Below are 25,419 nucleotides of genomic sequence, written 5' to 3'. Positions count from 1 at the left end.
TCTCCGTCGCGGCTCCGGTTGTGTCGAAGCGATGTGGATTCGATACCGACCATCCTATTCGCCACGGGCCCACAAGGGAAATCGCGATTTTCGAGTGAAACTATCCGCTGGGCTGATGGTTTCAGTTTGCCTTCAAATGTCAGATCGGCGTCAACACCGCGTCGCCCGCAAAATGGCGTCTGGCGTTGGTCAGGAAATTGTCGACCGAAGCCGCGATCGCCTCCGGCGAGCGGCCGCCCACATGCGGCGTCAGGACTACGTTGCGCAGCGTCAGCAAGGCTTCGGGCGGATGCGGCTCGCCCTCGTAGACGTCGAGACCCGCGCCGGCGATCGTGCCGGCGGCAAGCGCATCCGCTAAAGCAGCGGTATCCACCACACTGCCGCGAGAGACGTTGACCACGAAACCGTCCGGCCCGAGTGCGTCCAGCACCGCCTTGTTAATCAGATGACGCGTACCGCCGCCGCCGGGCGTCGCCACCACCAGAAAGTCGCACCAGTGCGCCAGACCCTGCACGTTGTCGAAATAGCGCAGCGGCGAGCCTTCGCGCGGTTTGCGGTTGTGGTAGCCGATTTCCATATCGAACCCGCCGCCACGCCGCGCGACCTTCTCGCCGATATTGCCGAGCCCGACGATGCCGAGCCGCTTGCCGGAAACGTTCGGGTGCATCGGCAACGTGTCGCGCCAGGCGCCCTTGCGGGTGGCCTGATCGAGTTGCGGCACGTCGCGCACCACCGCAAGCAGTAAGGCGAACGCGTGATCGGCCACACAGTGATCGTTGGTGCCCGCGCCGTTGACCAGCACGATGTCGCGCGAACGGGCGTGGTCGACAGCGAGGTTTTCGTAGCCGGCGCCGAGCGCGCTGACAAACTCGAGTTGTGGCATCCGGTCGATTTCCGCGGCGGTCAGCCCGGTCGTGCCGTTGGTCAGCACGGCACGGATCGTCTCGCCGTGCGTGGCGATCGCGGCGGCCCGTTGGCTGGCATCGGGTGCATAGACGACGTGGAAAGCGGTCTCGACGTTGGCGCGGCTTGCGTCTTTCAAGGGGATCAGAACCAGCAGGGATGGCTTCATGGCGGACGTTTTTTCTTAAGGCGGTGACGGACGGAGGATGCGACGAGTGAGTGTAACAAGCCTCCCGTGGCCCTGCTGGCGTGCGATCACGGGCGGTCTCAATCAAAAGACCCGGGTGCAAACCTGCTGCCGTGCAACCTAAAGTCTCATCCGAATTACGCCGTTATCTTCGTGAATGGACCGGCGCGGACAGGATGCGTCATGTGTCTTTCTTTTGAGCCGAACCGAAGCCGCTTTAGAATAGCCGGAACTCCGACCACGGGAATCTCATGCTGGACACCCTGCCACGCGGCTCAGCGCCCGCCAACGACGCCCCGCAGGAAGTCCCCTCGGGGGACGATTCCGAAATGTTCGAACTCGCGCCCGTCTCGCTCTGGCTCGAAGACTTCAGCGGCGTGCGGGCGCTATTCGACGCCTGGCGGGCCCAAGGGGTGACGGATCTGCGCGCCCATTTCGCCGAACATCCGGCCCTTGTCGCCGAATGCGCGCACAGCATCCGCGTCATCAAGGTCAATCAGAAGACGCTGGCGCAATTCGAGGCCGCCGACTTCGAGGCGCTCACCAGCAATCTCGCTTCCGTGTTCCGCGACGACATGCTCAAGACTCACCTCGAGGAGCTATGCCAACTGTGGGCCGGCCAGGCGCATTTCACGAGCCAGACGGTCAACTACACGCTCGGCGGACGCCGCCTCGACGTGCTGCTCAAGGGCGCCGTGCTGCCGGGTCATGAAGAACGCTGGGACCGCGTGCTCGTATCCGTCGAAGACATTACCGAACTCGAAGGCGCGCGGCATCGCGTGACGCTTGCGGAACAGTATGTGCGCGGCCTGTTCGAATATTCGCCGGTCTCGTTGTGGGTGGAAGATTTCAGCGCGGTCAAGCGTCTGCTCGACGACGCGCGCTCTGCCGGCATCAGCGATTTCCGCGTGTTTACTGACGTGCATCCCGAGTTTGTCGAGCGCTGCATGCAGGAAATCCACGTGCTCGACGTGAACCAGCACACGCTCGACATGTTCGTGGCAGAAGACAAAAAAACGCTGCTGGCGCGCCTGCCCGACGTCTTCCGCGACGATATGCGGCCGCATTTCCGCGAGCAGTTAATCGATCTATGGGACGGCAAGCTGTTCCAGCAGCGCGAGGTGCTCAACTATTCGCTCGACGGCAACGAGGTGCACGTGCACCTGCAGTTCTCCATACTGCCGGGTCATGAAAAGAATTGGGACCTGGTGCTGGTGGCCCTCACCGACATTACGGCGCGCAAAAAGGCCGAAGCTTACCTGGAGTTCCTCGGCAAGCATGACGTGCTGACCAAGCTGCGCAACCGCTCCTTTTACGTGGATGAACTGAACCGGCTCGAGCGCAAAGGTCCGTGGCCGGTGACGATCATCATGGCCGATCTGAACGGCCTCAAACGCGTGAACGACCAGCTCGGCCACGCGGCCGGTGACGCGCTGTTACGGCGCGCCGGCGAAGTTCTCGCCAAAGCGACGGACGCGCCGTTTCACGCGGCGCGCATCGGCGGCGACGAATTCGCGATCCTGATGCCGGACACCGACGAACGCGGCGGCGCCGCGATGGTCGATGCGATCCGCCAGTTGGTCGATCTGAACAACCAGTTTTATCCGGGCTCTCCGCTGAGTCTTTCGATGGGTGCGGCGACGTGCCAGCGCGGCGACCGTCTCGAAGCCGGTGTGCAACGCGCCGATCTGCTGATGTATGAGGAAAAGCACGCGCACTACGCGAACCGTCCGTCTGCGGACGCGTCGAGCGACTGACGCCCGACCGCCTCGCACGTTGGTACGGTGTAATTCGATTGTTGAAAAGGCCGCGCCGTGTCAGCGGATTGGCAGCTCAATCAGCCTGGCAGTTTGGATGCCAGCACATCGAGTTTGTGGATGCTGGGCGGCGTGGCGAATAGCTCGCCGGCCTTCGCCATTAGCGCAGCGGCCACCTTGCCGTTCAGATGCGCCTCGCGGCCAGCTTCGTCGGGGAAAGCGTCGAAAATGGCATAGGTGGTCGGTCCAAGCTTGAGACCGAACCAGGCGCTGGTAGCAGGCTCCTCCTCGACGAGCGGCAAGCCGCTCAGCAGAAAGGCCTCGACATCCTGTTCCTTGCCGGGTTTGGCTTCAAGACGAACGTACAGAGCGAGTTTGACCATGGCGCAACTCCCTGGGTGAAGTGAGGACAATGGATCCGCTTTGCCAGGCCGGCAAAGCGCTGTGAAAGGCATCGGCTCGTCAAGCACCTTAGCAAGTATAGGGCGGCGGTCGTGAAGCTGTGCCGAAGAGCATGGGGGCACATCGGGTCGCGCCAGGCAGCATCAGGCACAGGCATTCAGGTTGCATCCGCGCAGAAAAGCATGTCAGCCTTTGTCGGTTCGTACCGCCTCGCCGTAAGTGCTGACGATCCGCCGATCCTGCTCTTCCACCGAAAACAGCTCCCATTCGAGGCCGTTTACATCCTTGCTGCTCGAGTAACCTTCTACTGAATCGTCCTCGAAGCCGACGTGCCGAAGCTGCCCACCGTTATCCGGCATCTCGTTGATCGAAAAGTTGAGCAGCTCGGTTCGCCACATCGCGTAACGGCCCGGCACCACGGCCCTGGGCGGCTGGCCAAGACGGGCGCTGTAATCGTCGATGGAAGCCTCGAGGCTCGTAACGGCCAAAGCAATGTGGAAGCGTTTCATAGCGGTTTTCCCGACGGTTAAAATGAGGTGTTTCATCGTATCCGGCGCGCGCCGCCGCAACCAGTTGCGCGATCATCCCGGTATCGCTATTACCGGTTTGCGCTGCAACAGTATCCGGCGTGCCGGATGCAGGCGGCCCGGTGCGCGTCCGCTATACTCCCCGGCCCTGAAGTTTTCCGCGCCAAGTCGCGGTCTGGAAAGAAAATCATGTCGACAATTCCCGCCTGCCCACAATGTGCAATGGAAAATACTTACCCGGATGGCGAGAATTATGTCTGCCCGGATTGCGCACACGAGTGGCCGATGAGCGCTACCCAAAGGGCTGACGAGGCCAACGAACGCGTCGTCAAGGACGCCAACGGCAACCCGCTCGCCGACGGCGACGCCGTGGTGCTGATCAAGGACCTGAAAGTGAAAGGCTCGTCGATCACGCTGAAAATGGGCACCAAGGTGAAAAGCATTCGTCTGGTCGGCGGCGATCACGAAGTGGACTGCAAGATGGACGCAGGCAACTTCATGCTGAAGGCTGAGTATCTGAAGAAAGTTTGATGCATCCGGCCCGGCCTGGATCGGCCGGCAATGCAAACGAGGAGCGACACTGATGCTTTCCCACGCATTCGTCGGCATTACGGATTTCGAGCGCGCGTTCGGCTTTTATGACGTGCTGATGGAAACGCCAGGAGTGCGGCTTAAGTTTCGCGATCCCGATGGCAACAAGCTTTGCGTGTGCTGCCATACGCCGGACACGACCTCCGCCACGCAAACAACCAGTTAAGCGCCCGGAAAGCGCAATTCGAAGCGCACCACGCCCGGCACCGGACACACCACGCGCGCCGTGCCGCCGTGCAGATGCATGATCGCCTTGACGATCGCGAGCCCCAGCCCGCTCGATTCGGTGAACTCGCTGCGCGCCGCATCCCCGCGGTAGAAGCGATCGAACAGGCGGTCCAGTTGCTCGCCAGGAATCGGCGCACCGTCGTTTTCCACCACCACAGTCGCGCCCTGCTCGTCCTGCGTGCCGCTCAAGCGCACCACCGTATCGCTCGCGCCGTATCGCACCGCATTGACGACGAGATTGTTGATTGCTCGCCGGCATAGCATCGGATTGGCCGACGCCACGCCCTGAGCCTCGACGGTAAAGCGCATGCCGCGTTCGTCGGCGAGGCCTTCGAAATAGTCTGCGATCCTGACGAGTTCATCGCGCAGATCGACCGGCTCACGGTCGATGGACAGCGCCGCATGATCCGCGTGCGCGAGAAACAGAATGTTCTCCGCGATGTGGCTCAAGCGGCCCAGCTCCTCGAGATTCGATTCGAGCAATTGCTGATACTCCTCGGTATCGCGCGGTTTCGCGAGCGTCACCTGGGTCTGGCCGATCAAGGCGCCCACTGGTGTGCGAATTTCATGCGCCAGATCGGCGGAGAACTGCGAGAGGCGCTGGTAGCCATCGGCAAGGCGGTCGAGCATGGCGTTGAAGGCATGCGTGAGCTGGCGTAATTCGACCGGCGCGGCCTCGCTGTCGAGCCGCACCGACAGACTCGCCGGACTGATCTGCGCCGCCCGCGTGGCGATCTCGCGCACCGGCCGCAACGCGCGGCGCAGCACGTAATAGGCGAGCAACGTGGCAGCCAGCATGCCGGTCAGCGTGGCCAGCACGATGCGATTGCGATAGGCAGCCAGCATCCGCACTTCCTGGGTCATCGGATGCGCGGCAATCACTTCGACTTCGCTGCCATCCTCACGCGCTTTGACGGTAGCGATCGCCCAATGAACCGGCACGCCGTCCGGCAGCATGGTCTGGCGAATGTCCGAGAGCGTCGGCAAGTGGTCCGCAGTGCCGGCCTGCAGCGCGGGCACCGCGACATTGCCGGGGTTCACGTCGATAAACGGCGCTTCGCCCGGACGGCGAAACAGCAGCACGTCCTGCTCCGCGCCGAGCATGCTTTCGAACAGCAACGGCCGACCCTTCAATTCGCTGACCGAATAGAGATCGTGCACGATGCGGCTGAAATGCTCGACACGGCCGGTGAGCACCACGTCCGCGCGGCGCTGCAATGACAGCTCGGCGGAGTGGTAGAAATACATGCCCAACGTGCCGATCACCACGCACGCAATCGAGGCGAACAGCACCGTGGTGCGAGCCGTCAACGAACGTTCGGTCCACAGTTTCATGCGCCGTCGCCGAAGGTGTAGCCGATGCTGCGCACCGTATGAATCAGCTTCTTCTCAAACGGATGATCGATCTTCGCGCGCAGCCGCTTGATCGCCACGTCGACCACATTGGTGTCGCTGTCGAAGTTCATATCCCACACTTCCGAGGCGATCTGCGTACGCGATAACGCCTCGCCCTGCCGGCGCACCAGCAGATGCAACAGCATGAATTCCTTATTGGTCAGCGGAATCTCGACACCTTCGCGCGTCACCTTGCGGCGCAGCACGTCGAGCTTGAGGTCGGCGATCTCGAACACATCGCTCTCGCGGATCACGCCGCGGCGCAGAAGCGTGCGGATGCGCAGCACCAACTCCGTGAACGAGAAAGGCTTAACGAGGTAATCGTCGGCGCCGAGTTCTAGGCCGCGAATGCGGTCGCTGACGTGATCGCGTGCAGTCAGAAAAATGACCGGCAGATCGCGCCGCGCCCGCAACGCACGCATGATCTCCCAACCATCGATACCGGGCAGCATCACGTCCAGCACCACGAGGTCATACGCGTGCTCGAGCGCCATGTGCAGCCCATCGGTGCCGGTACGCGCAAGGTCGACCGCGTAGCCGCTTTCGCGCAGGCCTTTCTTCAGGTAGTCGCCGGTTTTCGGGTCGTCTTCGATGACGAGGATGCTCATGATGCCTGGTTTCCGACCCCGAGCGCCGCCGTGGACGTGGGTCATGAATGTGGACGTGGATATGGCGGCCATTCTACGTGGCCGCGGCGCGCCGTTCATGACGTTTTTGTCATCCGTCTGTCACTTGGCGGAGCCGATCGCGCGCCTAACCTGACGCTATCTTTCACCCACCCAGAGCAGACTCATGAAGATTGTCTCCGCTAATGCGATGCGCGCCTTCGTTGCCCCCGCGCTCGTCGCCGCCTCATTGTTCGCAGCAGGATCCGTCGCGCAAGCTCAGAGCGCCGCGCCCACCGGCGTGCGTGGCACCGTGACCGCGCTCTCGGGCGACGTGCTGAAAGTCCACACGCGCGACGGCAAAGACGTCGACGTGAAACTCGCCAAAGACACGCCGATTCGCGGCGTGACGATTGCCGACGTGAACGACATCAAGCCGGACAGCTATGTCGGCACCGCCGCGATCCCGCAGCCCGACGGCTCGCTGAAGGCGCTCGAAGTGCACGTATTCCCGGCCAGCATGCGTGGCTCCGGCGAAGGTCACCGCCCGTGGGACCTCGGCTCGAACAGCACGATGACCAACGGCACGGTGGGCTCGCTCGTGGTCAGCAACGGCCGCACGATCACGGTCAAATACAAGGACGGTGAAAAGAAAATCGTGATTCCGCAAGACGTGCCTATCGTCGCGCTCGAACCGGGTGACCGCGCACTGTTGGTGCCGGGCGCGAAGGTCGTGCTGTTCGCCCATAAGGAAGCCGATGGCTCGATGGCGGCGAATTTCATCTCCGCAGGTGAGCACGGCGTAACGCCGCCGATGTAATACGGCGTTTCTTCAACCGTTCGCCCTTTTTAGCTGCTCGAACAGCCGCGTGCCTCAATGACGCGGCTTTCAGATTTTTCCTTGTTTCATCACCGCTCACCATGCCCAAACCGCAAGCGCGCTTCATCGTCCACCCATTCGTCGCACGAATTACGCACTGGATCAACGCGTTTGCCATGGTCTGCATGGTGATGAGCGGCTCGGCGATCTATAACGCGTCGCCCTTCTTTCCGTTCAAGTTTCCGGTGTGGGCGACCGTCGGTGGCTGGCTGGGCGGCTCGATTGCATGGCACTTTTCGGCCATGTGGCTGCTGTGCGCGAACGGCCTGCTGTATCTGGCGTATGGCATCGGGCGTGGGCATTTTCGTCGCAAGCTATTGCCTGTCTATCTACGCGACGTCGTACACGATGCCGCATTAGCGATGCGGTTCAAGCTGCCGCACGATACGGGCAAATACAACGCGGTGCAGCGCGCGCTCTATCTCTTCGTATTGTTCCTTGGCGTGCTGCTGGTCGCGTCGGGGCTTTCGATCTGGAAGCCGGTGCAGTTCTCGTGGCTTACCGCACTGTTCGGTGGTTTCGATTTCGCACGTCGCGTGCATTTTGTCGCGATGGCCGGCGTGGTGGGTTTTGTCGTCGTGCATCTGGCGCTGGTGCTATTGGTGCCGCGCACGTTGCTGCCGATGTTGACCGGCCGCGCCCGACCGTCCACGCACGAAAGGAGCGAAGCATGAGCGACGCAGAACGCAAAGACGCGCGCGGCACGTGCATTGTCCTCGCCGACCACAAACCGCAAATCGAACGATTGCAACGGCGCTTGTTCCTGCGCTCGTCGCTTTCGATCGGTGCGCTGGCGATGCTCTCGGGTTGCAACATGCAGGACGGAGATTCGGTCGACAAGGTGTTGTGGGCCATGTCGCGCTGGAACGATCGCGTGCAGGGGTGGCTGTTCGATCGCAACAAGCTCGCGCCGACCTACTCGGCGAAAGAAATCACCGACCCGTTCCCCTTCAACGCGTTCTATCCGGAGTTCGACGCGCCGGATATCGATGGCTCGACGTATCAACTGGAAGTGTCCGGTCTGGTGTCGGACAAGCGCACGTGGAATCTCGATCAACTGCGCGCCTTGCCCCAGGTTTCACAGATTACGCGGCACATCTGCATCGAAGGATGGAGCGCGATCGGGCAATGGCGTGGCGTGCCATTTCGCACGTTCCTCGAACGCATCGGCGCCGATCTGAGCGCCCGCTACGTCGGCTTCAAATGTGCGGACCGTTATTACTCGAGCCTCGACATGGCGACCGCTTTGCATCCGCAAACCCAGCTCACGCTCGACTTCCGCGATGCGCCGCTGCCGGCCAAATACGGCTACCCGCTGAAGCTGCGCGTACCGACCAAACTGGGCTTCAAGAATCCGAAGCACATCGCGGCGATTTTCGTGACCAACACGAACCCTGGCGGCTATTGGGAAGACCAGGGGTACAACTGGTTTAGCGGGCTATAACGCTTCCCGGGAACGCGCGCTTATACCGCGGTCACATAACGCGGGACCGGCCTGACCACGCGCGGCGGCGGCGGTGCATCGTACACGGTGCGCATGCGCTTGACTTCATCGACCGGGCTCAGGCCGAACAGACGCTTGAACTCGCGGCTGAATTGCGACGCGCTTTCGTAACCGACGCGTGCCGCTGCCGCACCGGCATTCAAACCGTCGTGCGCCATCAGCAAACGCGCGTGATGCAAACGCGTGGTCTTCACGTATTGCATCGGCGAGGTTGCCGTCACGGCCTTGAATTGCGCATGAAAGACGGCGAGGCTCATGCCGGCTTCAGAGGCGAGCGTATCGACGTCGAGTTGCCCCTGATAGTCGGCGTGGATGCGCCTTAACGCCTTGGCGATGCGGCCGAAATGATTCTGATGCGTGAGCGCCGCGCGAATCGCATCGCCCTGCTCGCCCGTCAACACGCGATAACAGATTTCGCGGACCACGCCTGGCGCCAGAATCCGCGCATCGAGCGGTGAGGCCAACGCGTCCATCAAACGCTGCACGGCGTTGGACAGGGCCGGGTCCAGCGGCGTCGAATAGATGCCGAGCGGCTCGTTCTGTGTAGCGCCCTGCGTTTCGTTCAGCGCCATCAGCAACTCGGCCACCATGGTCAGATCGACACGCACCGAGATCGCGAGGAACGGCTCTTCCGGACTCGCTTCGGTTTCGCATTCGAACGGCAGCGGCACCGACAGCACCAGGTATTGCTGTGCGTCGTACTGGAACACCTGATCGCCGAGAAAACCGCGCTTGCGGCCCTGACAGACGATCACGATGCTCGGCTCGTACATCACGGGCATACGCGGCATCGGACTATTGGCGCGCAACAGGTTGACACCTTCGAAACTCGAACGCGTCACGCCCGGTTTGGGCGCGAGCAAATCGAACAAATCGACCAGACGCTGCTGGGCAGGATCGGTGGGGCCGCCAGCGGCCGGGACGGGTTCAACGGAACGGGTTGACATGACGGTATAGTGACGCGCAAGAGAATAATGCTTGAAATTTAGCACCAAACGACCTACTGCGCTCACCGCCAGGAGTTTTAGGCAAATCTTCAAGACATTCAGGTATTCCCCGGTTCGCTCCCGGCCCCTACTATGGGAACCCTGCCGGATCATCTATTTCCACGCTGCGCCGGGCTCGGTTACCTGCTCACCGTTTCGGTGAATACGTCGACCACCGCCTGCGCCCTGATCCCGGTTCATGACAAGGTTTGGCCGCATCGGCGACGCGCGTCGCCCATCGCCGGCGCCTTGCGACATCACCCTCTTTGCTGGAGTTACCCATGAGCACGACTTACGCCTATGCAGCGACCGACGCTACCGCGCCGCTCGCTCCGTTCGAAATTCAGCGCCGCGAACTGCGCGCCCATGACGTGCAGATGGAAGTCCTGTTTTGCGGCGTGTGCCATTCCGACTTGCATCAGGCACGCAACGAATGGAAGAACACGATTTTTCCGGTGGTGCCGGGCCATGAAATTGTCGGTCGTGTGACGGCGGTTGGCCCGGACGTGACGAAGTACAAGGCAGGCGATCTGGTGGGCGTGGGATGCCTGGTCGATTCGTGCCGTACGTGTGCGAGTTGCGAGGAAGGTCTCGAGCAGTATTGCGAAAACGGTTTTGTCGGCACGTACAACGGTGTGGACCGGGTTGACGGTCAGATCACTTACGGCGGCTATTCGACGCAACTGGTGGTGGACGAGGCATTTACGCTGCGCGTGCCGGAGAATCTCGACCCGGCGGGTGTGGCGCCGTTGCTGTGCGCGGGTATCACGACGTATTCGCCGCTGCGCACTTGGGGTGCCGGTCCCGGCAAGAAGGTCGGGATTGTCGGCCTGGGCGGCCTCGGTCACATGGGCGTGAAGCTGGCCCGTGCAATGGGCGCGCATGTCGTGTTGTTTACGACGTCGCCGTCGAAGATTGAAGATGCCAAGCGGCTTGGTGCGCATGAGGTTGTCATTTCGAAGAATGCTGAAGAGATGGGCGCGCATGCTAACAGTTTCGATTTCATTCTGAATACTGTGGCTGCGCAGCATGATTTGAATCCGTTTTTGAATTTGCTGAAGCGTGATGGGACGATGACGCTGGTTGGGGCGCCGGAGCATGACCATCCGTCGCCGCAGGTGTTCAATCTGATCTTTAAGCGTCGCAGGCTGGCTGGGTCGTTGATTGGTGGGATTGCTGAGACGCAGGAAATGCTCGATTTTTGCGGCGAACATGGGATTACTTCGGATATTGAGGTGATTGCTATGCAGGGGATTAATGAGGCTTATGAACGGATGCTTAAGAGTGATGTTAAGTATCGGTTTGTGGTTGATCTGGATTCCTTAAGGAAGTGATTTTGGTTTTTTGCCTTTAGCGGCGGCATTGGCCGTGTTCTTAGGGCTTTGGCCTTTCCTTGAATTGTTAGTGGTCTATTAGTGTTGCCCCTGTGCGGGGCGGCACCTACTTCTCTTTGCCGGCTGCAAAGAGAAGTAGGCAAGAGAAAGCAGCTCAAACCGCTCATGCTAAGTGGGCACCGTGGTCTGCTGCGGGTAGTGGTGCATCTGGAATCCGTGTTCTCGCACATTCCGCGTTAGTGACAAAGGTGTCATCAGCTCCCACTCCGCACTGCGTGCGTCGCGGACGGGTTTGCATGGGAAACCGGCGGCTTCGGTTGAGGTTTGTGGGGGCCGTCGGCTTCGCCTTGGCGAGGCGCCGTCGCACTCATGGGCGAACCCCACTTCAAATAAAGATCGATCACTCGCGGTGGCAGTGGCGATGCAATAACGAGTCATGGTGCCGGAAAAACACGAGAGCCCAAACCCAAAGGCTTAAACGCGAGAGCGCCAACGCAAGGACCAACGTAGCTGGCGGTTTTAAGAAGTACTCTTCGGCGCGCGCAGCGCCGCCGGAAGTATGAGTCCCTTGTCACAAGCGCATGCCGGTGCACGAACCCAGATTCCAGATGCACCACTACCCGCAGCAGACCACGGGACCCGCTTAGCAGGAGTGGTTTGAGCTGCTTTCTCTTGCCTACTTCTCTTTGCAGCCGGCAAAGAGAAGTAGGTGCCGCCCCGCACAGGGGCAACGCTAATAGACCACTAACAATTCAAGGAAAGGCCAACGCCCTAAGAACACTGACAAACAAGCGCCGCGCAGGCAAAACCCACACCTTTATTTCACCAACAGGAGTTTGCATCGTGATTGACAGAATAACTGCAATGCGGACATTCATCCGAATCGTGGACACCAACAGCTTCACCCGCGCAGCGGAGTCCCTCAACATCCCCCGCGCGACAGCGACAACCATCGTCCAGAATCTGGAAGCCCTACTAGGCACCGCCCTCCTAACCCGCACGACGCGGCGCCTGAGCATCACCCCTGAAGGCGCAGCCTACTACGAACGCTGCGCGCAGATCCTCGCCGACATCGACGAAATGGAGGCGAGCCTCCGTCACGCAACGGATAACCTGACCGGCCGCCTGCGCATAGAAATGCCCGGCGCGGTAGCAAGCACCATCGTCCTTCCAGCACTGGAAGACTTCCACGCCCGCTATCCGAATCTCGATCTCGCCATCGGCATCAGCAACCGCACGGTTGACCTGATCTCGGAAGCCATCGACTGCAGTATCCAGCTAGGCGAATTGCCAGACTCGAATCTGATCGCGCGGCAATTGGGCACCCTCGAGCACGTGACATGCGCAAGCCCGGCTTATCTGGCCCGACATGGCACGCCCGTCGATCTCGACGATCTGCGCGGACACGTCGCCGTCAATTGCATGTCGCCGCATAACGGCCGCGAAGTCGATTTCGACTTCGAAGTGGACGGCGAAGCGCAAAACGTCAAGGTCAGAGGCTTCGTTAAAGTCAGCGACGAGCAGGCTTATCTCACCTGCGGATTGCAAGGCCTGGGGTTGATCCAGCCCGCGCGAATCGCGGCACAGCCCTACCTCGATTCAGGACTGTTGCGCGAAGTACTGCCGCAATGGAAACCCGTGCCGATGCCGGTCTCGGTCGCGTATGTGAAGAACCGCCGGGTGTCCCCACGCGTGCGGGCCTTCGTCGACTGGCTCGCGGAGTTATTCGAGCAGACCGAACACGTCGATCAGGACCTGTCGCGAGTCCGTCAGTTGTTGCGCGGTCTGCATCCCGCTTGAGGCGGGTTTCATGCAGGCCCGCAACACCACGTCAGTTCGGTAGTGTCACCGGCACCGGACGTGTCAGCAGATCAACGTAGAAATTGAAAAAGCTCGGATTGTCGAAGCGTTTCACCACCGTCATCTTCTGCAAACCCGCCGGCGGGGAACTGGTGTAACCGGTCGACTTGCCGTCATTGGCGCCGAAGCTCATATCCACATCCACCCATTCATCCACCGTCTGCGTCGCGAACGACGGATGCATCAGATACGCCAGCGTCAGCGGTCAGCCGCGCGGACCATGGACCTGGTAGCCGCGAGTCACGAAGACAAGCGGCGCATTACGCGAACTTACGGCTGACGTGCCTGCGGCGCAGCCCCCGGACAAGCCGGGTCTTTACCCCAATGTCCATCGCACACGCGCCAGCGGCACAACTGGTCTTCGAAGAAGCCGCGTTGCCCGCACTCTTTCACGCGTTCGGCCAGCTTGGCGTTCCCAGGCGCAGCCAATGCGCTGACCTTGGTGGCCGTGCTCCCGTCTGCCGCTTTCGCGTCGGCCGGTTTGGTGCGCGCCACGAGCGCAGCCAATAGATCGGCATCCGAATCATCTTTCGAAGCATTACCAGTCGGACGCGATTTCTTCGTTTGAGCGACCGCGGTCGGCGCGCTCGCGTGATGATTGCTTGCGCTCGCGCTTTCCTTCTTGCTGTGTGCCGTCGCGTCGTGTTTCGCATTGCTGGCGACAGCCGTTGAGCTCTTAGCGTGCTTTGCCGCCGGCACCGTGACCGCCGACGCGGCCGCTGCGGACGCAACCGGCGTAGACGCGTTGCTCGGCTCAGCGCCATCGGCAAGCGCGCGCGATAAGCGGCTTTCATCGCCACTTGCAGGCGCACTCGCGGAGGCCGCTGGCGCCTTGCTGTCGCTGTCGTCAGCAACGATCGTGGCCGCTTGCGACGACGCTGCAGCCGGCGCCTCCGCTTTCGCAGTGACCTGCGCAGCACCGCTCGCGGCAGACGCCGGCACAGCAGCTTTCCCTGGGTTGGCGGGCGTGGCCGACGCCAACGACTCCGTCTGCACACGCTGCTGCATATGCCACGCGCCCCAACCGCCGGCCGCGATCACCAGCAAGGCGACCAGCAGGAGCGGCGTTTTCGACCGGCGTGGTTTATCGGCAGGCGGCTCGACACGGCCTTCCAGATTCGCGAGGATTCGCGAACCATTGCCATCGGCGCCCTTCGCCTTATCGGATAACAGGCTAGGTGGGGCTTTGGAATTCGAACTTTCCGGCGCACTCATTCACTGTCTCATTGAATCCTGGATTATTTCGCCGTGATAATACCGTTCCGGCTCCTCTCCGAGCAGGCCTGATTCTAAGAGCAAGCATTACAAAATACAATTGTTTCCAATTTCCGGGGTCGACTTTGATTGCCGTAGTACTTCTCGCCTATTTCGCCTTCGCCGTTGTGATCGCCGCAATGCTGCTATTGCCGGCGGTACGCGCCTCTTTATTAGGCGCCGCACTCGCCATTCATGGCCGCGTTATGCGCGGAGCATCTCAAGGTGCTTCACGTGCTCGCGGTCAATTAGTGCGTTCGGCAAAAATTTCGCAATCGACTGCAGTCGATATGCAAAAGTTACTGGCAAAGCGGCGCTTGCTGATTTTTACCACCACAGGTATTCTTGCGACGCCGCCATTGGTGGCATTGGCTTTACGCGGTCGGCAATTATTCCAATTCGATGACACTGCACGGGTACCGGACGAGAAAATTGCCGCGTTATTGAATGGCGAACAGCTCGTGCCCCCGCCGCCGCTGCCGCCCGAGGTATTTGCAACGCAGGAAGTGGAGCAGATTCGGCCCGCGCTGAAAGACGCGAGCCGCGACTGGAATTTGCTCGACGCCGATTTCAGAACGCGTTTATTGCTCGTTTACAAAATCATGCACGAGCAGTACGGGTATGAAATGGCATTGCTGGAAGGTTATCGCAGTCCGGAGCGGCAAAACCGCCTGGCGCAAATGGGGGGCAACGTCACCAATGCCGCAGCGTTTCAAAGCTATCACCAATACGGTCTTGCCGCGGACAATGCGTTTTTGCGCGACGGCAAGCTCGTCATTTCAGAAAAAGATCCCTGGGCCATGCGAGGCTATCAGTTATACGGACAGACGGCCGAACAGGTCGGCCTGACGTGGGGTGGCCGTTGGAAATTGATGGATCTCGGGCACGTTGAATATCACAAACCCGGCTTCGTCCTGGGCCGTGGTCATTAAGGCGAAGTGGGCAATAAAGAGGTTGGCAATGGGGCGTTCAAGCAAATTTTCTGGCAAAAATCGGCAATGCCGCATGCATAACGGCATTCGCCCCATCGCCATCGGCGAAACATTCCATGGCGGATTTAACAATCCGGCCGCATTCACCTTCGCCTGAATATGCTTTCGATTTGTTTCAAACGCGGCGCAGGCAGACTTTGCCCGCGCTCGCGCCATGCTGTTTGCCACACACGCGCCACAACACACATCACCAAGACCTGAACGGCTTATGCGACGCATTCTTAACGTGTTGACCCATACACGCACGCTCTCGATCATCGGCTTGCTCGCGCTCGCTGCTGTTTTGTTCATCGGTGCCGATACCTTGCAGATCGACCTCATGTGGCCTGCCATCGTGCTCGGCGCGGTGATCGCGCTATGGCTGCTGGTCTGGGTGGTGCGCCGCCTGCGCGCACGGCGCGCGAACAACAAGCTCGGCGAAATGCTCGAGCAGCAAGCCGAAAAACAGACCGAAACCGGCCCCGCCCCAACGCCCGCGCGCCAGGCCGAACTCGACGTGCTGCGCACGCGCCTCGTCGACGCGGTGAAAACGATCAAGACCTCGAAGATCGGTCAGATGTCCGGCGGCTCGGCACTGTACGAATTGCCCTGGTACATCGTGATCGGCAACCCGGCGGCGGGCAAGAGCAGCGCCGTGCTGAATTCCGGTCTGCAATTTCCTTTCGCCGACAAGAACAACGCCGTGATTCACGGCATCGGCGGTACGCGCAATTGCGACTGGTTCTTCACAACCGAAGGCATTCTGCTCGACACCGCCGGCCGCTATTCCGTGCACGAAGAAGACCGCACCGAATGGATCGGCTTCCTTGGCCTGCTCAAGCGCTTCCGGCCAAAGGCGCCGATCAACGGCATCATCGTCACGGCGAGCATCGCCGAGTTGACCAGCAGCAAGCCCGAGTTCGCGATCAATCTCGCGAAGAATCTGCGCCAACGGGTGCAGGAACTGACCGAGAAGCTCGAAGTGTTCGCGCCGGTGTATGTGATGTTCACCAAGGCTGACCTGATCACGGGCTTCACCGAATTTTTCAGCGGCAGCGACCGCCACGAATACGACCGCGTGTGGGGCGCCACCCTGCCCTACGAGCCAGACGAAAAGCGCGACGTGGTGGGTCTGTTCGACGAGCACTTTGAAGAGCTCTACGACGGCCTGAAAGAAATCAGCGTCGCGCAGATGTCGATCAACCGCGGCAACAAGCTCTCGCCGGGCCAGTTGAGCTTCCCGCTCGAATTCTCGGCGATCAAGCCCGCGTTGCGCGCGTTCCTCGCCACGCTGTTCGAAACCAACCCGTTCCAGCACAAGCCGATTTTCCGCGGCTTCTACTTCACCAGCGCGTTGCAGGAAGGCGAAACCAACAGCGCCGCCGCCACGCGCATCGCCAACCGCTTCGGCCTCTCCGCGGACAGTCTGCCCAAGCCGCATAGCGCGTTCTCGAAGAACGGCTTCTTCCTGCGCGACCTGTTCTCCAAGGTGATCTTCGCCGACCGGCAGACCGTCAAGCAGTTCGCCAGTCCCGCCAAGACGCGCATGCGTTATGCCACGTTTTTCGGCTTTGTCGCGGTGCTCGCGTTGGCGCTCGGGGGCTGGACGTGGTCGACGATCGGCAATGAGCAGCTCGCCGACAACGTCAAGGCCGACCTCGACAATGTGGTGCGCCTGCAGCAGAACCGCAACGACCTGCAATCGCGCCTGCAAGCCATGGACATCCTAGAAGACCGCATCGACCAGCTCGAACAATTCCGCCGCGACAAGCCGCTGGCCGTGTCGCTCGGGTTGTATCAGGGCGACCGCCTCGAGCAGCACTTGCTCACCGAGTATTACAACGGCGTGCGCCAGATCCTGCTCGACCCGGTCTCGCAGAATCTCGCGTCGTTCCTGAAGGACGTCAATGCGCACCCCGATCAGCTCGCGCCGCTGAACCGCACGCCGGACGCCGCCGCGATTCCGGTGTCCGCGCACACGGCGATGGCGGCGAACAGCCAGGGTGGCCTGTATAGCGACGCGTCGCCGACCAACGTCGAAGACGCGTACAACGCGCTCAAGACCTACCTGATGCTGAGCGACAAGCGTCACGTGGAAACCGCTCACCTGACCGATCAGGTCGCCCGCTTCTGGCGCGGCTGGCTCGAAACGAATCGCGGCAACATGCCCCGCGACGAGATGATCCGCAGCGCCGAGCGCATGATCACCTTCTATCTGTCGCGCGTGTCCGACAACGACTGGCCGATGATCGACCAGAACCTCGGCCTCGTCGACCAGACCCGTGAAAACCTGCGCCGCGTGGTGCGCGGCATGCCGGCTCGTCAGCGTGTCTACGAAGAAATCAAGGCGCGTGCGTCGACCCGCTTCGCGCCGATGACGATCGCGCGCATCGTCGGCGAAAACAATACGGCGCTGGTGGCCGGCAGCTACGCGATTCCCGGCACCTTCACGCGTGAAGCGTGGTTCCAGTACGTGCAGCCGGCGATTCGCGATGCCGCCACCAAGGAATTGCAGGCCAAGGACTGGGTGCTCAATACATCCGCGCACGACGACCTGACGCTCGAAGGCAGCCCCGAGCAGATCCAGAAAGCACTCGTGGCGATGTACAAGACGGAGTACGCGATGCACTGGCAGAAGTTCATGCAAGGCATTGCCGTGCAGAGCTTCGGCAGCTTCGGTCAGGCGGTGGATGCGATGAACCGTCTCGGCGACCCGCAGGATTCGCCGATCCGCAAGGTCCTCGAAACCGCGTATGACCAGACTTCGTGGGACAACCCGTCGCTCTTCAACGCGAACCTGAAGCGCGCGCAAACCGGCATGACGAGCTGGTTCAAGAACTGGTTCTCGCGTGCGCCGACCGGCCAGTTGAACGCCAATATCGACATCAACGGCAATCCGGTCGAAGTGCCGATGGGTCCGATCGGCCAGGAGTTCTCGGCATTGGGCCGCATCGTCGTCTCCGGCGACAACGGCTCGATGTTGAAGGGTTATATGGACACGCTCTCGAAGGTCCGTACGCGCTTCAACGTGATCAAGAACCAGGGCGATCCGGGACCGGGCGCGCGTCAGCTGATGCAGCAGACGCTCGACGGCAGCGGCTCTGAATTGGCCGATTCGCTGAAGTACGTCGACGAACAGATGCTGACGGGCCTCACCGATTCGCAACGCAAGGCACTGCGCCCGCTGCTGGTGCGTCCGCTGATGGCGGCGTATGCGGTGGTGATCCAGCCGGCCAGCGTCGAAGTCAACAAGGTGTGGAACGCACAGGTCTACCAGACCTTCCAAGGGTCGCTGGCGAACAAATATCCGTTTGCAGGCGATGCGAAGGTCGAAGCCGGCGCCGGCGAAATCGCCCAGGTGTTCGGGCCGGACGGCGCGATCGCCAAGTTCGTCGGCACCACCCTCGGGCCGCTCGCGGTGCGCCGCGGCGACACGCTGACCTCGCGCACATGGGGCGACATGGGTCTCGCGCTGACGCCCGACTTCACCAGCGGTTTCGCGCGCTGGGTGGCACCGCTTGCCGGTGGCGCGGCGACCTCGGGTGGTCAAAGCTCGGCCGAACCGCAGACCGTGTTCCAGATCCTGCCGCAGCCGAGCAGCGGCACCACGGAATACACGCTCGCGATCGACGGCCAGCAAATGCGTTACCGCAATACGCCGCCGCAGTGGACCAACTTCGTGTGGCCGAATCCGTCGGGCTCGCCGGGCGCCACGCTGAATGCCACGACCTTCGACGGCCGCACGCTGCAACTGGTCAACGAGCCGGGCCGCTACGGTCTGGAGAAACTGATCAACTCGGCGCAACGCAAACGCCGTCCGGATGGCACCTTCGATCTGTCGTGGACGCAAGGCAATGTCACGGTGGCGGTCAGCATGCGCATCATCAGCACGTCGCAGGCCTCGGGCGGCGCCAGCAGCGATGCACCGCAACAGCAAAGCCTGCGCGGCTTGCGGCTGCCGTCGTCGGTAGCGGACGTGAGCGCCGCGGCGAATTCAGTCAATGCGACAGCCGCGGGTGCGCCAGGACCAACAGGAACAGCGGGCACCGTGCCCGCTGTCGCACCGGCCTCACCAGCGGCACGGCCGGCCACGGCCGCCGCCGCGGTTTCGAACACAGGAGGTGCGCAATGACGCAAACCGTGCAGGCGCAAATCGCCTACTTCGGCAAGATCCCGTCGCGCGGCGACTTCGTCAAAAGCGCGCATAACCCGCAATTGCTGGCCACGCTCGACCGCTGGATCGCCGAGGCCATGGAGTTGCTCACTGACGATCCGCGCTGGAAGATCGTCTACGAAAACGCCAAGCCGATGCACTTCGCGTTCCTCGGCTCGCGCAGCAAGCTAGCGATCGCCGGGCATATGGTGGCGAGCCAGGATCAATCGTCGCGCCGCTTTCCGTTTCTTGCCGCCACCGCGCTGGAAGTTGAAAAGCCGCTGACGTTCCTCGCGCACAGTCCGCTGGCCTTCGCGCGCCTGTGGTCGCGTATCGCCTCGCAGATGAAGCCGTTGCTCGGCGTGAGCGAGCCAGCCGGCGCGTTGCACGCGCTCGGCGAAACGCAAGTGCCGATCGAAATCGGCGGCGGTCCGGGCAATCCGCACGACGGCACCTTCAACGACTTCGTCGAGCATCAGACCCTCTCCGGCCTCGAACAGATGCTGCTTGCGAGCGGCCATCCGGTGCGCTTGCGTGGCGCGATGCTGGCGCTCGGTTCGCTGCTGCGTCCGGTGATGCAAAGCGGTTCGTCGCATCTCGAACGCGGGCTCACACTGCCGCTGCCGAACGATCCGTTCTATCGCTCGCTCGTCGCCGCTTTCTGGCTCGAACTGATCGCACCGTTCGTCTCGCAGGCCGATTTCGAACTGGCGATTTTTATCGGCACGATTGCCGAGCGCGAACGGCTCATCATCGGCTTTAACGGTGCCTCGGCCAAAACGCTGCACAGCGTGGTCGATCCGCAGGCGTACGCGGCACACAACATCGATATCGACGATCCCGAGTGGATCGACGAACACGCACAAAACGACCATGGCATCAGCAAGCTCGTCAGCTACCTCGACCAACCGCAACTATCGTTGCGTGTCAGCATCGACACGTTCCGCGAAGCATTCACGGGAGCGTGACACGATGTTGAGCAAACACACGCGCATTGCCTCGCTGCTGGCGGGCCTTCTCGTCTGCGCACTCGCCCATGCCGACAACGACGGCCCGGCACGCGTCACGCCGGTCGACAACAGCGGCATGGCGATTCGCACGACAGTTCTGCCCGCGCCTTCTTCGGCTCAGCAGGGCACTGCAGGTCCTGCTGTCAGCACGGCCGGCCTCGCCAGCGGTACGACGGGCGGCGGCACCGGTGCGATCAGCGCAGCGCCGCCGCCCGCCAATGCAACGCCGGGCCAGGTGGTGGTGGGCGGAAAGGTGCCGGATGAAGCGACCAAAGCGGCCGTGCTCGCACGTCTGCGCGACACCTACGGCGCGGCCAACGTGGTCGATCAGATCGAAGTCGCCGACGTCGCGACGCCGCCGAACTGGTCCGCCAACGTGCAAAAGCTGATCGGCCCGCAGTTGAAGCAGATCAGCAAAGGCCAGTTGAAGATCGACGGCACGCAGATCGACGTGAAGGGCGAGGTGCATAACGAATCGCAGCGCCAGCAACTCGCAAGCGATATGGCGAACGCGCTGAATCCGACCTACACGATCAAGAACGGCCTGCGCGTGAGCGCATCGGAACAGGGCCTGCTCGACCAGACGCTGGCGAACCGCACAATCGAGTTCGAGACGGGCAGCGCGACACTTACGCCGCAAGGCCGCGCGATTCTCGATCAGATGGCGGCCGTGTTGTCGAAGATGCAGACGAAGACGGTGGCGATCATCGGCCATACCGACAACTCGGGCAATCGCACCTCGAATATCGCGCTGAGCCAGGCGCGTGCGGATGCGGTGAAGGGTTATCTGGTCGCGAGAGGCATTCCGCCCGAGCAGATGACGACCACAGGGGTTGGTCCGGATCAGCCGATCGCATCGAACGATACGACCGACGGGCGGGCGCGTAATCGGCGTATTGAGTTTCGCGCGGGGTCTTGAGTTGCTGCTTGCTTGACCTTATGAATTGAAAAAGCCTGGCACCGATTTCGATGCCAGGCTTTTTTGCTTGTGTTCAAGGAAGTTCTAGCTGTTTTCCTCGGGCTTCACGCCCAACAACTCGCGAATATGCGCGAGCGACCCATCGTCCTTCACCACCGACGACAACCACTGATGCAAAGGCATATCCGCGCACTCCGCCGCCTTGTCCGCAAGGTAGGCAGCCGGATTATGCGGCTCGGTGCTGCGAAAGAACTTGGCCACGGCACGCAACTGCGCGACGGCTTGCGCACGGCTCTGGATTCCTGCAATCGGGCTGATCGTGGTCGGCATGGTCGTCAACACGGGTTCCTCGCGTTGCGGTGAAGTCTTGAAGGTAGGCTCGGCGCGTTCGTGTTCTTCCGGCTTCGGCGCTTTCGGCGGCGACGCTTCAGCGCTGACGCCCAGTTCGCGTGCAAAGCGTTCCGCCAACCGGTAGACGCTCTCGTACGCATCTTTCGCCTGACGGAAACTCGGTGCTGAATCGGCCGCGCGCTGGTCCAGTTGCTGTTCGAGTGCGAGCATTGCCGCTTCGAATGCTTTCAGATCCACCAGCAGGGTCGAATAGAACGCCGGCGGCGTGGCGCGTTTCGACGCCTCGATCTGCTCGATGGAAGGCTTGCCGCGCGCGATGTCGTCGGCGTGATCCGGATCGCGCTTGACCGCTTGCGCGACGTGCGTGGCCACGTCCCAATCGATCGTACTGTACGAGCTGCCTTGCGACGACGTGAGCGGCATCGCCCGCAGCAGATCACCGGTGCGGCCCATCAGCCACGCGACGTTGCCGAGGCGATACTCGGTGTCGTCGCCTTCCGGCAACGGATGCACGTGATCCCAGTACTTTTCGCACAACCCCGTCAGCAGTGCATACCCTTGCGTGAGACCGGTCACGCCCTCTTCGATGGCCAACGCCTCGGTGAGCCAGACAGCGAGGCGCAGGTCCTTGGTCTGCGTCTGCAGCAGGTTGCTGGAGCGTTCGACCACGAATGGCCAGTCGGCCTCCTTGATATCCGTGACCCATTCGCCTTGATCCAGCGACGGGTCTTCGAATCGGCGCGCGTGCTGAATCGCGTCGAAATCCGCCGAAAACAGCAGGTCGTCGCCACAAGGCGAGGCTTCGCTGATCGGCGCCAGCAGCGTGTTCAGATTAGTCGGCATGACAGAAAGCAATAAGGTTCCGGTACGGCATTAAAACAGATTGGCAGGCAGGCGGGGACTTGCCTGTTCACGCAACCGTGTATTCGAACTCGCCCGCCTCGCTCGCACGGACCGCGATCCGTTCGATCGCGGTGCCGTTGGCAATACGCTCGAGCATCTGCTGCGCGACTTCGGGCAATAGCGTGCCGTTCAGAATGTGGTCCACATTGCGCGCGCCGGAATCCACTTCGGTGCAGCGCGCCAGCACAGCGTCGACGAGCGACTCGTCCCACTCGAACACCGCTTTGTGATTCGATTCGATGCGGCGGCGAATCCGCTCCAGCTTCAAGTCGATGATTTCGGCCAGCACGTCGTCGGAGATCGGGTAGTACGGCACCACTTTCATACGACCGAGGAACGCCGGCTTGAACGTCTTGTACAGTTGCGGGCGCAACGTCTCCGCGAGTTCGTCCGGATCGGGCAGTTCTTCGGCGCTCTTGTTCAGGCATGCCTGCATCACCGCCTGCGAGCCGACGTTCGAGGTCAGAATGATCAGCGTGTTGCGGAAATCGATCTCGCGCCCTTCGGCGTCGTCCATCGTGCCCTTGTCGAACACCTGGAAGAACATTTCCAGCACGTCGGGGTGTGCCTTTTCCACTTCGTCGAGCAGCACGACCGAATACGGATTGCGACGCACCGCTTCGGTCAGCACACCGCCCTCGCCGTAACCAACGTAGCCCGGCGGCGAACCCTTCAGGCCCGACACGCTGTGCGCCTCCTGATACTCGCTCATGTTGATCGTGACCATCTTGCGTTCGCCGCCGTACAGCACGTCGGCGAGTGCCAGCGCGGTTTCGGTCTTGCCGACACCCGACGGTCCGACGAACATGAACACGCCACGCGGTTTGTTCGGATCTTCGAGACTCGCGCTGGCGGTGCGCACGCGCTGCGCGATCGCATCGAGCGCATGGTCCTGCCCGATCACGCGAGCGGCCAGCAACGGCTGCAGATTCAGCACGGTCTGGATTTCGTCCTTGATCATGCGGCCGAGCGGAATGCCGGTCCATGAAGCGACGATTTCGGCGACCACGTGGCCGTCGACCTGCAATGGGACCATCGGCTGGCCGCCCTGCAATGCATGCAATTCCGCAACACGCGTGGCCAGCGTTTCGCGCGCCTGCTGAGCCTTGTCGGCCTGCGCGGCGTCTGCACTACTTACGCGCGCGGCGTCGATTTCCGCACGCAAGCCGACGATCTCCGTCACCAATGCGCGCTCCTTGTCGTAGCGCGCGTCGTCAACGGCCAGGTCTTTCACGTCTTCTTCACGCAGGCTGCGCAGTTCCGCGAGCCGCTCGTCGTGCAACGCACCGCTCGCCACTTCGCGCTCCAGCGCCGCGATTTCGGCGTCGATGCGTTCGAGGCGTTTCTTCGTGTCGTCGATCGCGGCGGGTGTCGAGCTATGTGCGAGCGCGACTTTGGCGCAGGCGGTGTCGAGCACGCTGATCGCTTTGTCCGGCAGTTGACGGCCGCTGATGTAGCGATGCGACAGACGCACTGCTTCGGTGATCGCATCGTCCAGCACGCGAACGTTGAAATGCTTTTCCATCAACGCGGCCATGCCGCGCAACATCGCTGCAGCGAGCGTCTCGCTCGGTTCTTCGATCTTCACGACCTGGAAACGCCGCGCCAGCGCCGCATCTTTCTCGAAGTACTTCTTGTATTCGCTCCACGTAGTCGCCGCGATGGTGCGCAATTCGCCGCGCGCCAAAGCGGGCTTCAGCAGATTCGCCGCGTCGTTCTGCCCGGCCTGGCCGCCGGCGCCGATGATCGTATGCGCTTCGTCGATAAACAGAATGATCGGATGCGGGCTCTTCTTCACCTCGTCGATCACGTTCTTCAGGCGGTTCTCGAACTCGCCTTTGACGCTTGCGCCGGCTTGCAGCAGCCCCATATCGAGCACGTGCAACGCGACTCCTTTCAGCGGTGCGGGCACGTCGTCGGCCGCGATGCGCAGCGCGAGGCCTTCGACCACCGCCGTTTTACCGACGCCCGCCTCGCCCGTCATGATCGGATTGTTCTGCCGGCGGCGCATCAGGATGTCGATCGTTTGGCGAATCTCGCCCTCACGGCCGATCACCGGATCGATCTTGCCTTCACGCGCACGCTGCGTCAGATTGCTGGTGTAGGTATCCAGCGCGGGGGTTTTAGAAGGCGCACCGGGTGCGGAGTCGGCCGCAGCTGCATCGCTTACGGCTTCTGCGGCGTTCTCTGCCGCATTGCTACGTTCGACTTCACGCGACCCCGCGGTCATTTCGTCGAACTTGTGCTTCAGATCCGTCACCCGCACGTCGCGCAGCAGCGGCGACATGCGCTCAGCAAATTGCGCAAGGTCCGGCGCCGTCAGCAACGCGAGCAGCAAATGCCCCGAGCGAATCCGTCCGATCTGCGAATCGAGCGACGCGATCAGCCACGCCTGTTCGAGCAAATCGATCAGATGCTTCGAAAACACAGGCGTGCGCGTATTGCCGGTTTTCAATCGCTGCAATTCGCGCTCGATATCAGCACGCAAGGCATGTGCGTCGACCCTGCATGCGCGCAGTACCAGCGTGACGTCGCTCGCCGGTTCATCCAGCAGCGCCAGCAACAGATGTTCAAGGTCGACCTCATAGTGACCGCGCGCGAGACAGTTGTTCGCCGCGAGCAAAGCCGCCTGCCGGCAGGTCGGATTCAGTTTGGCGATCAGAGTATTGAGGGACGTGCTCATGTCGTGCGATCCGGGT

The 25,419-nt window shown here is 61.7% G+C and carries 21 protein-coding genes and 1 pseudogene; 12 read left to right on the top strand and 10 right to left on the bottom strand.

The features are described from left to right. Positions 1 to 139: 139 nt before the first annotated feature. Positions 140 to 1,072, bottom strand: a complete 933-nt coding sequence (locus M0D64_RS18545) for a 2-hydroxyacid dehydrogenase (RefSeq protein WP_266258794.1) — start codon at positions 1,070 to 1,072, stop codon at positions 140 to 142. 269 nt (positions 1,073 to 1,341) lie between these two features. Between M0D64_RS18545 and M0D64_RS18540 the strand changes: the two genes are divergently transcribed. Then, positions 1,342 to 2,847, top strand: coding sequence for a sensor domain-containing diguanylate cyclase (locus M0D64_RS18540; RefSeq protein WP_266258793.1), 1,506 nt, complete (start codon positions 1,342 to 1,344; stop codon positions 2,845 to 2,847). An 80-nt stretch (positions 2,848 to 2,927) separates the two neighbouring features. Here the strand turns inward: M0D64_RS18540 and M0D64_RS18535 are convergent, their stop codons facing one another. Next, positions 2,928 to 3,230, bottom strand: a complete 303-nt coding sequence (locus M0D64_RS18535) for a putative quinol monooxygenase (protein ID WP_093638511.1) — start codon at positions 3,228 to 3,230, stop codon at positions 2,928 to 2,930. 204 nt (positions 3,231 to 3,434) lie between these two features. After that, complete coding sequence (locus M0D64_RS18530; protein ID WP_266258849.1) at positions 3,435 to 3,758, bottom strand: hypothetical protein; 324 nt, start codon at positions 3,756 to 3,758, stop codon at positions 3,435 to 3,437. Positions 3,759 to 3,965: 207 nt separating this feature from the next. Here M0D64_RS18530 and M0D64_RS18525 point away from each other — a divergent pair, with 207 nt between their 5' ends. Then, complete coding sequence (locus M0D64_RS18525) at positions 3,966 to 4,307, top strand: zinc ribbon domain-containing protein YjdM (RefSeq protein ID WP_266258792.1); 342 nt, start codon at positions 3,966 to 3,968, stop codon at positions 4,305 to 4,307. 52 nt (positions 4,308 to 4,359) lie between these two features. After that, positions 4,360 to 4,533 carry a hypothetical protein gene (locus M0D64_RS18520; protein ID WP_266258791.1) on the top strand — a complete coding sequence of 58 codons (174 nt, stop codon included), beginning with the start codon at positions 4,360 to 4,362 and terminating at the stop codon, positions 4,531 to 4,533. Here the strand turns inward: M0D64_RS18520 and M0D64_RS18515 are convergent. Further along, positions 4,530 to 5,930, bottom strand: a complete 1,401-nt coding sequence (locus M0D64_RS18515; protein ID WP_266258790.1) for a heavy metal sensor histidine kinase — start codon at positions 5,928 to 5,930, stop codon at positions 4,530 to 4,532. The two genes, M0D64_RS18520 and M0D64_RS18515, sit on opposite strands and share 4 nt — an antisense overlap. Beyond that, the gene (locus M0D64_RS18510; protein WP_093638501.1) at positions 5,927 to 6,598 is read right to left on the bottom strand and encodes a heavy metal response regulator transcription factor; all 672 of its coding nucleotides are present in this window, start codon (positions 6,596 to 6,598) and stop codon (positions 5,927 to 5,929) included. Before M0D64_RS18510 ends, M0D64_RS18515 begins: the two co-directional genes overlap by 4 nt. A gap of 184 nt (positions 6,599 to 6,782) precedes the next feature. On the opposite strand from M0D64_RS18510, the gene M0D64_RS18505 reads away from it, so the two are divergent. The 3 genes from M0D64_RS18505 to M0D64_RS18495 all read left to right on the top strand — a co-directional run bounded on the left by M0D64_RS18505 (position 6,783) and on the right by M0D64_RS18495 (position 8,919). Then, positions 6,783 to 7,415, top strand: a complete 633-nt coding sequence (locus M0D64_RS18505; protein ID WP_154561502.1) for a hypothetical protein — start codon at positions 6,783 to 6,785, stop codon at positions 7,413 to 7,415. Between the two features lie 101 nt (positions 7,416 to 7,516). After that, positions 7,517 to 8,149 (top strand): cytochrome b/b6 domain-containing protein, encoded by a 633-nt coding sequence (locus M0D64_RS18500; RefSeq protein WP_266258789.1) that lies wholly within the window; start codon positions 7,517 to 7,519, stop codon positions 8,147 to 8,149. Continuing rightward, on the top strand, positions 8,146 to 8,919 hold the full coding sequence (locus tag M0D64_RS18495) for a molybdopterin-dependent oxidoreductase (protein ID WP_266258788.1): 774 nt from the start codon (positions 8,146 to 8,148) through the stop codon (positions 8,917 to 8,919). The genes M0D64_RS18500 and M0D64_RS18495 overlap by 4 nt, the downstream gene beginning before the upstream one ends. A 20-nt stretch (positions 8,920 to 8,939) precedes the next feature. Here M0D64_RS18495 and M0D64_RS18490 read toward each other — a convergent pair whose 3' ends face one another. After that, the gene (locus M0D64_RS18490; protein ID WP_266258787.1) at positions 8,940 to 9,926 is read right to left on the bottom strand and encodes an AraC family transcriptional regulator; all 987 of its coding nucleotides are present in this window, start codon (positions 9,924 to 9,926) and stop codon (positions 8,940 to 8,942) included. Between the two features lie 320 nt (positions 9,927 to 10,246). Between M0D64_RS18490 and M0D64_RS18485 the strand changes: the two genes are divergently transcribed. Then, positions 10,247 to 11,299, top strand: a complete 1,053-nt coding sequence (locus tag M0D64_RS18485) for an NAD(P)-dependent alcohol dehydrogenase (protein ID WP_266258786.1) — start codon at positions 10,247 to 10,249, stop codon at positions 11,297 to 11,299. Between the two features lie 843 nt (positions 11,300 to 12,142). Continuing rightward, a complete protein-coding gene (locus M0D64_RS18480; RefSeq protein ID WP_266258785.1) occupies positions 12,143 to 13,099 on the top strand; it encodes a LysR family transcriptional regulator in 957 nt (318 codons plus the stop codon). A gap of 31 nt (positions 13,100 to 13,130) precedes the next feature. Here M0D64_RS18480 and M0D64_RS18475 read toward each other — a convergent pair. After that, positions 13,131 to 13,361, bottom strand: a pseudogene (locus M0D64_RS18475) (nucleoside hydrolase); the annotation flags it as partial. Positions 13,362 to 13,429: 68 nt separating this feature from the next. Further along, positions 13,430 to 14,374 carry a hypothetical protein gene (locus tag M0D64_RS18470; RefSeq protein WP_266258784.1) on the bottom strand — a complete coding sequence of 315 codons (945 nt, stop codon included), beginning with the start codon at positions 14,372 to 14,374 and terminating at the stop codon, positions 13,430 to 13,432. Positions 14,375 to 14,499: 125 nt separating this feature from the next. On the opposite strand from M0D64_RS18470, the gene M0D64_RS18465 reads away from it, so the two are divergent. The 4 genes from M0D64_RS18465 (at position 14,500) to M0D64_RS18450 (ending at position 21,466) form a co-directional block, all read left to right on the top strand. Further along, positions 14,500 to 15,345 carry a M15 family metallopeptidase gene (locus tag M0D64_RS18465; RefSeq protein WP_054036462.1) on the top strand — a complete coding sequence of 282 codons (846 nt, stop codon included), beginning with the start codon at positions 14,500 to 14,502 and terminating at the stop codon, positions 15,343 to 15,345. 268 nt (positions 15,346 to 15,613) lie between these two features. Beyond that, a complete protein-coding gene (gene tssM, locus M0D64_RS18460) occupies positions 15,614 to 19,516 on the top strand; it encodes a type VI secretion system membrane subunit TssM (RefSeq protein WP_266258783.1) in 3,903 nt (1,300 codons plus the stop codon). Continuing rightward, a complete protein-coding gene (tagF, locus tag M0D64_RS18455) occupies positions 19,513 to 20,505 on the top strand; it encodes a type VI secretion system-associated protein TagF (RefSeq protein WP_054036464.1) in 993 nt (330 codons plus the stop codon). The genes tssM and tagF overlap by 4 nt, the downstream gene beginning before the upstream one ends. Before the next feature lie 4 nt (positions 20,506 to 20,509). Beyond that, positions 20,510 to 21,466, top strand: coding sequence for an OmpA family protein (locus tag M0D64_RS18450; RefSeq protein ID WP_154561518.1), 957 nt, complete (start codon positions 20,510 to 20,512; stop codon positions 21,464 to 21,466). Between the two features lie 84 nt (positions 21,467 to 21,550). Here the strand turns inward: M0D64_RS18450 and tssA are convergent, their stop codons facing one another. After that, entirely contained in the window at positions 21,551 to 22,660 is a 1,110-nt protein-coding gene (tssA, locus tag M0D64_RS18445; protein WP_154561520.1) for a type VI secretion system protein TssA, read from the bottom strand. Between the two features lie 67 nt (positions 22,661 to 22,727). Then, positions 22,728 to 25,403 (bottom strand): type VI secretion system ATPase TssH, encoded by a 2,676-nt coding sequence (tssH, locus tag M0D64_RS18440; protein ID WP_266258782.1) that lies wholly within the window; start codon positions 25,401 to 25,403, stop codon positions 22,728 to 22,730. Positions 25,404 to 25,419 lie beyond the last annotated feature (16 nt).

Origin of the sequence: Paraburkholderia sp. WS6 (genome assembly GCF_030464835.1) — a bacterium.
In the GTDB taxonomy this organism is placed as follows: Bacteria; Pseudomonadota; Gammaproteobacteria; order Burkholderiales; family Burkholderiaceae; genus Paraburkholderia; species Paraburkholderia madseniana.
Note: the sequence above shows the minus strand (reverse complement) of the source record. Positions and strands in the feature narration are given on the sequence as shown.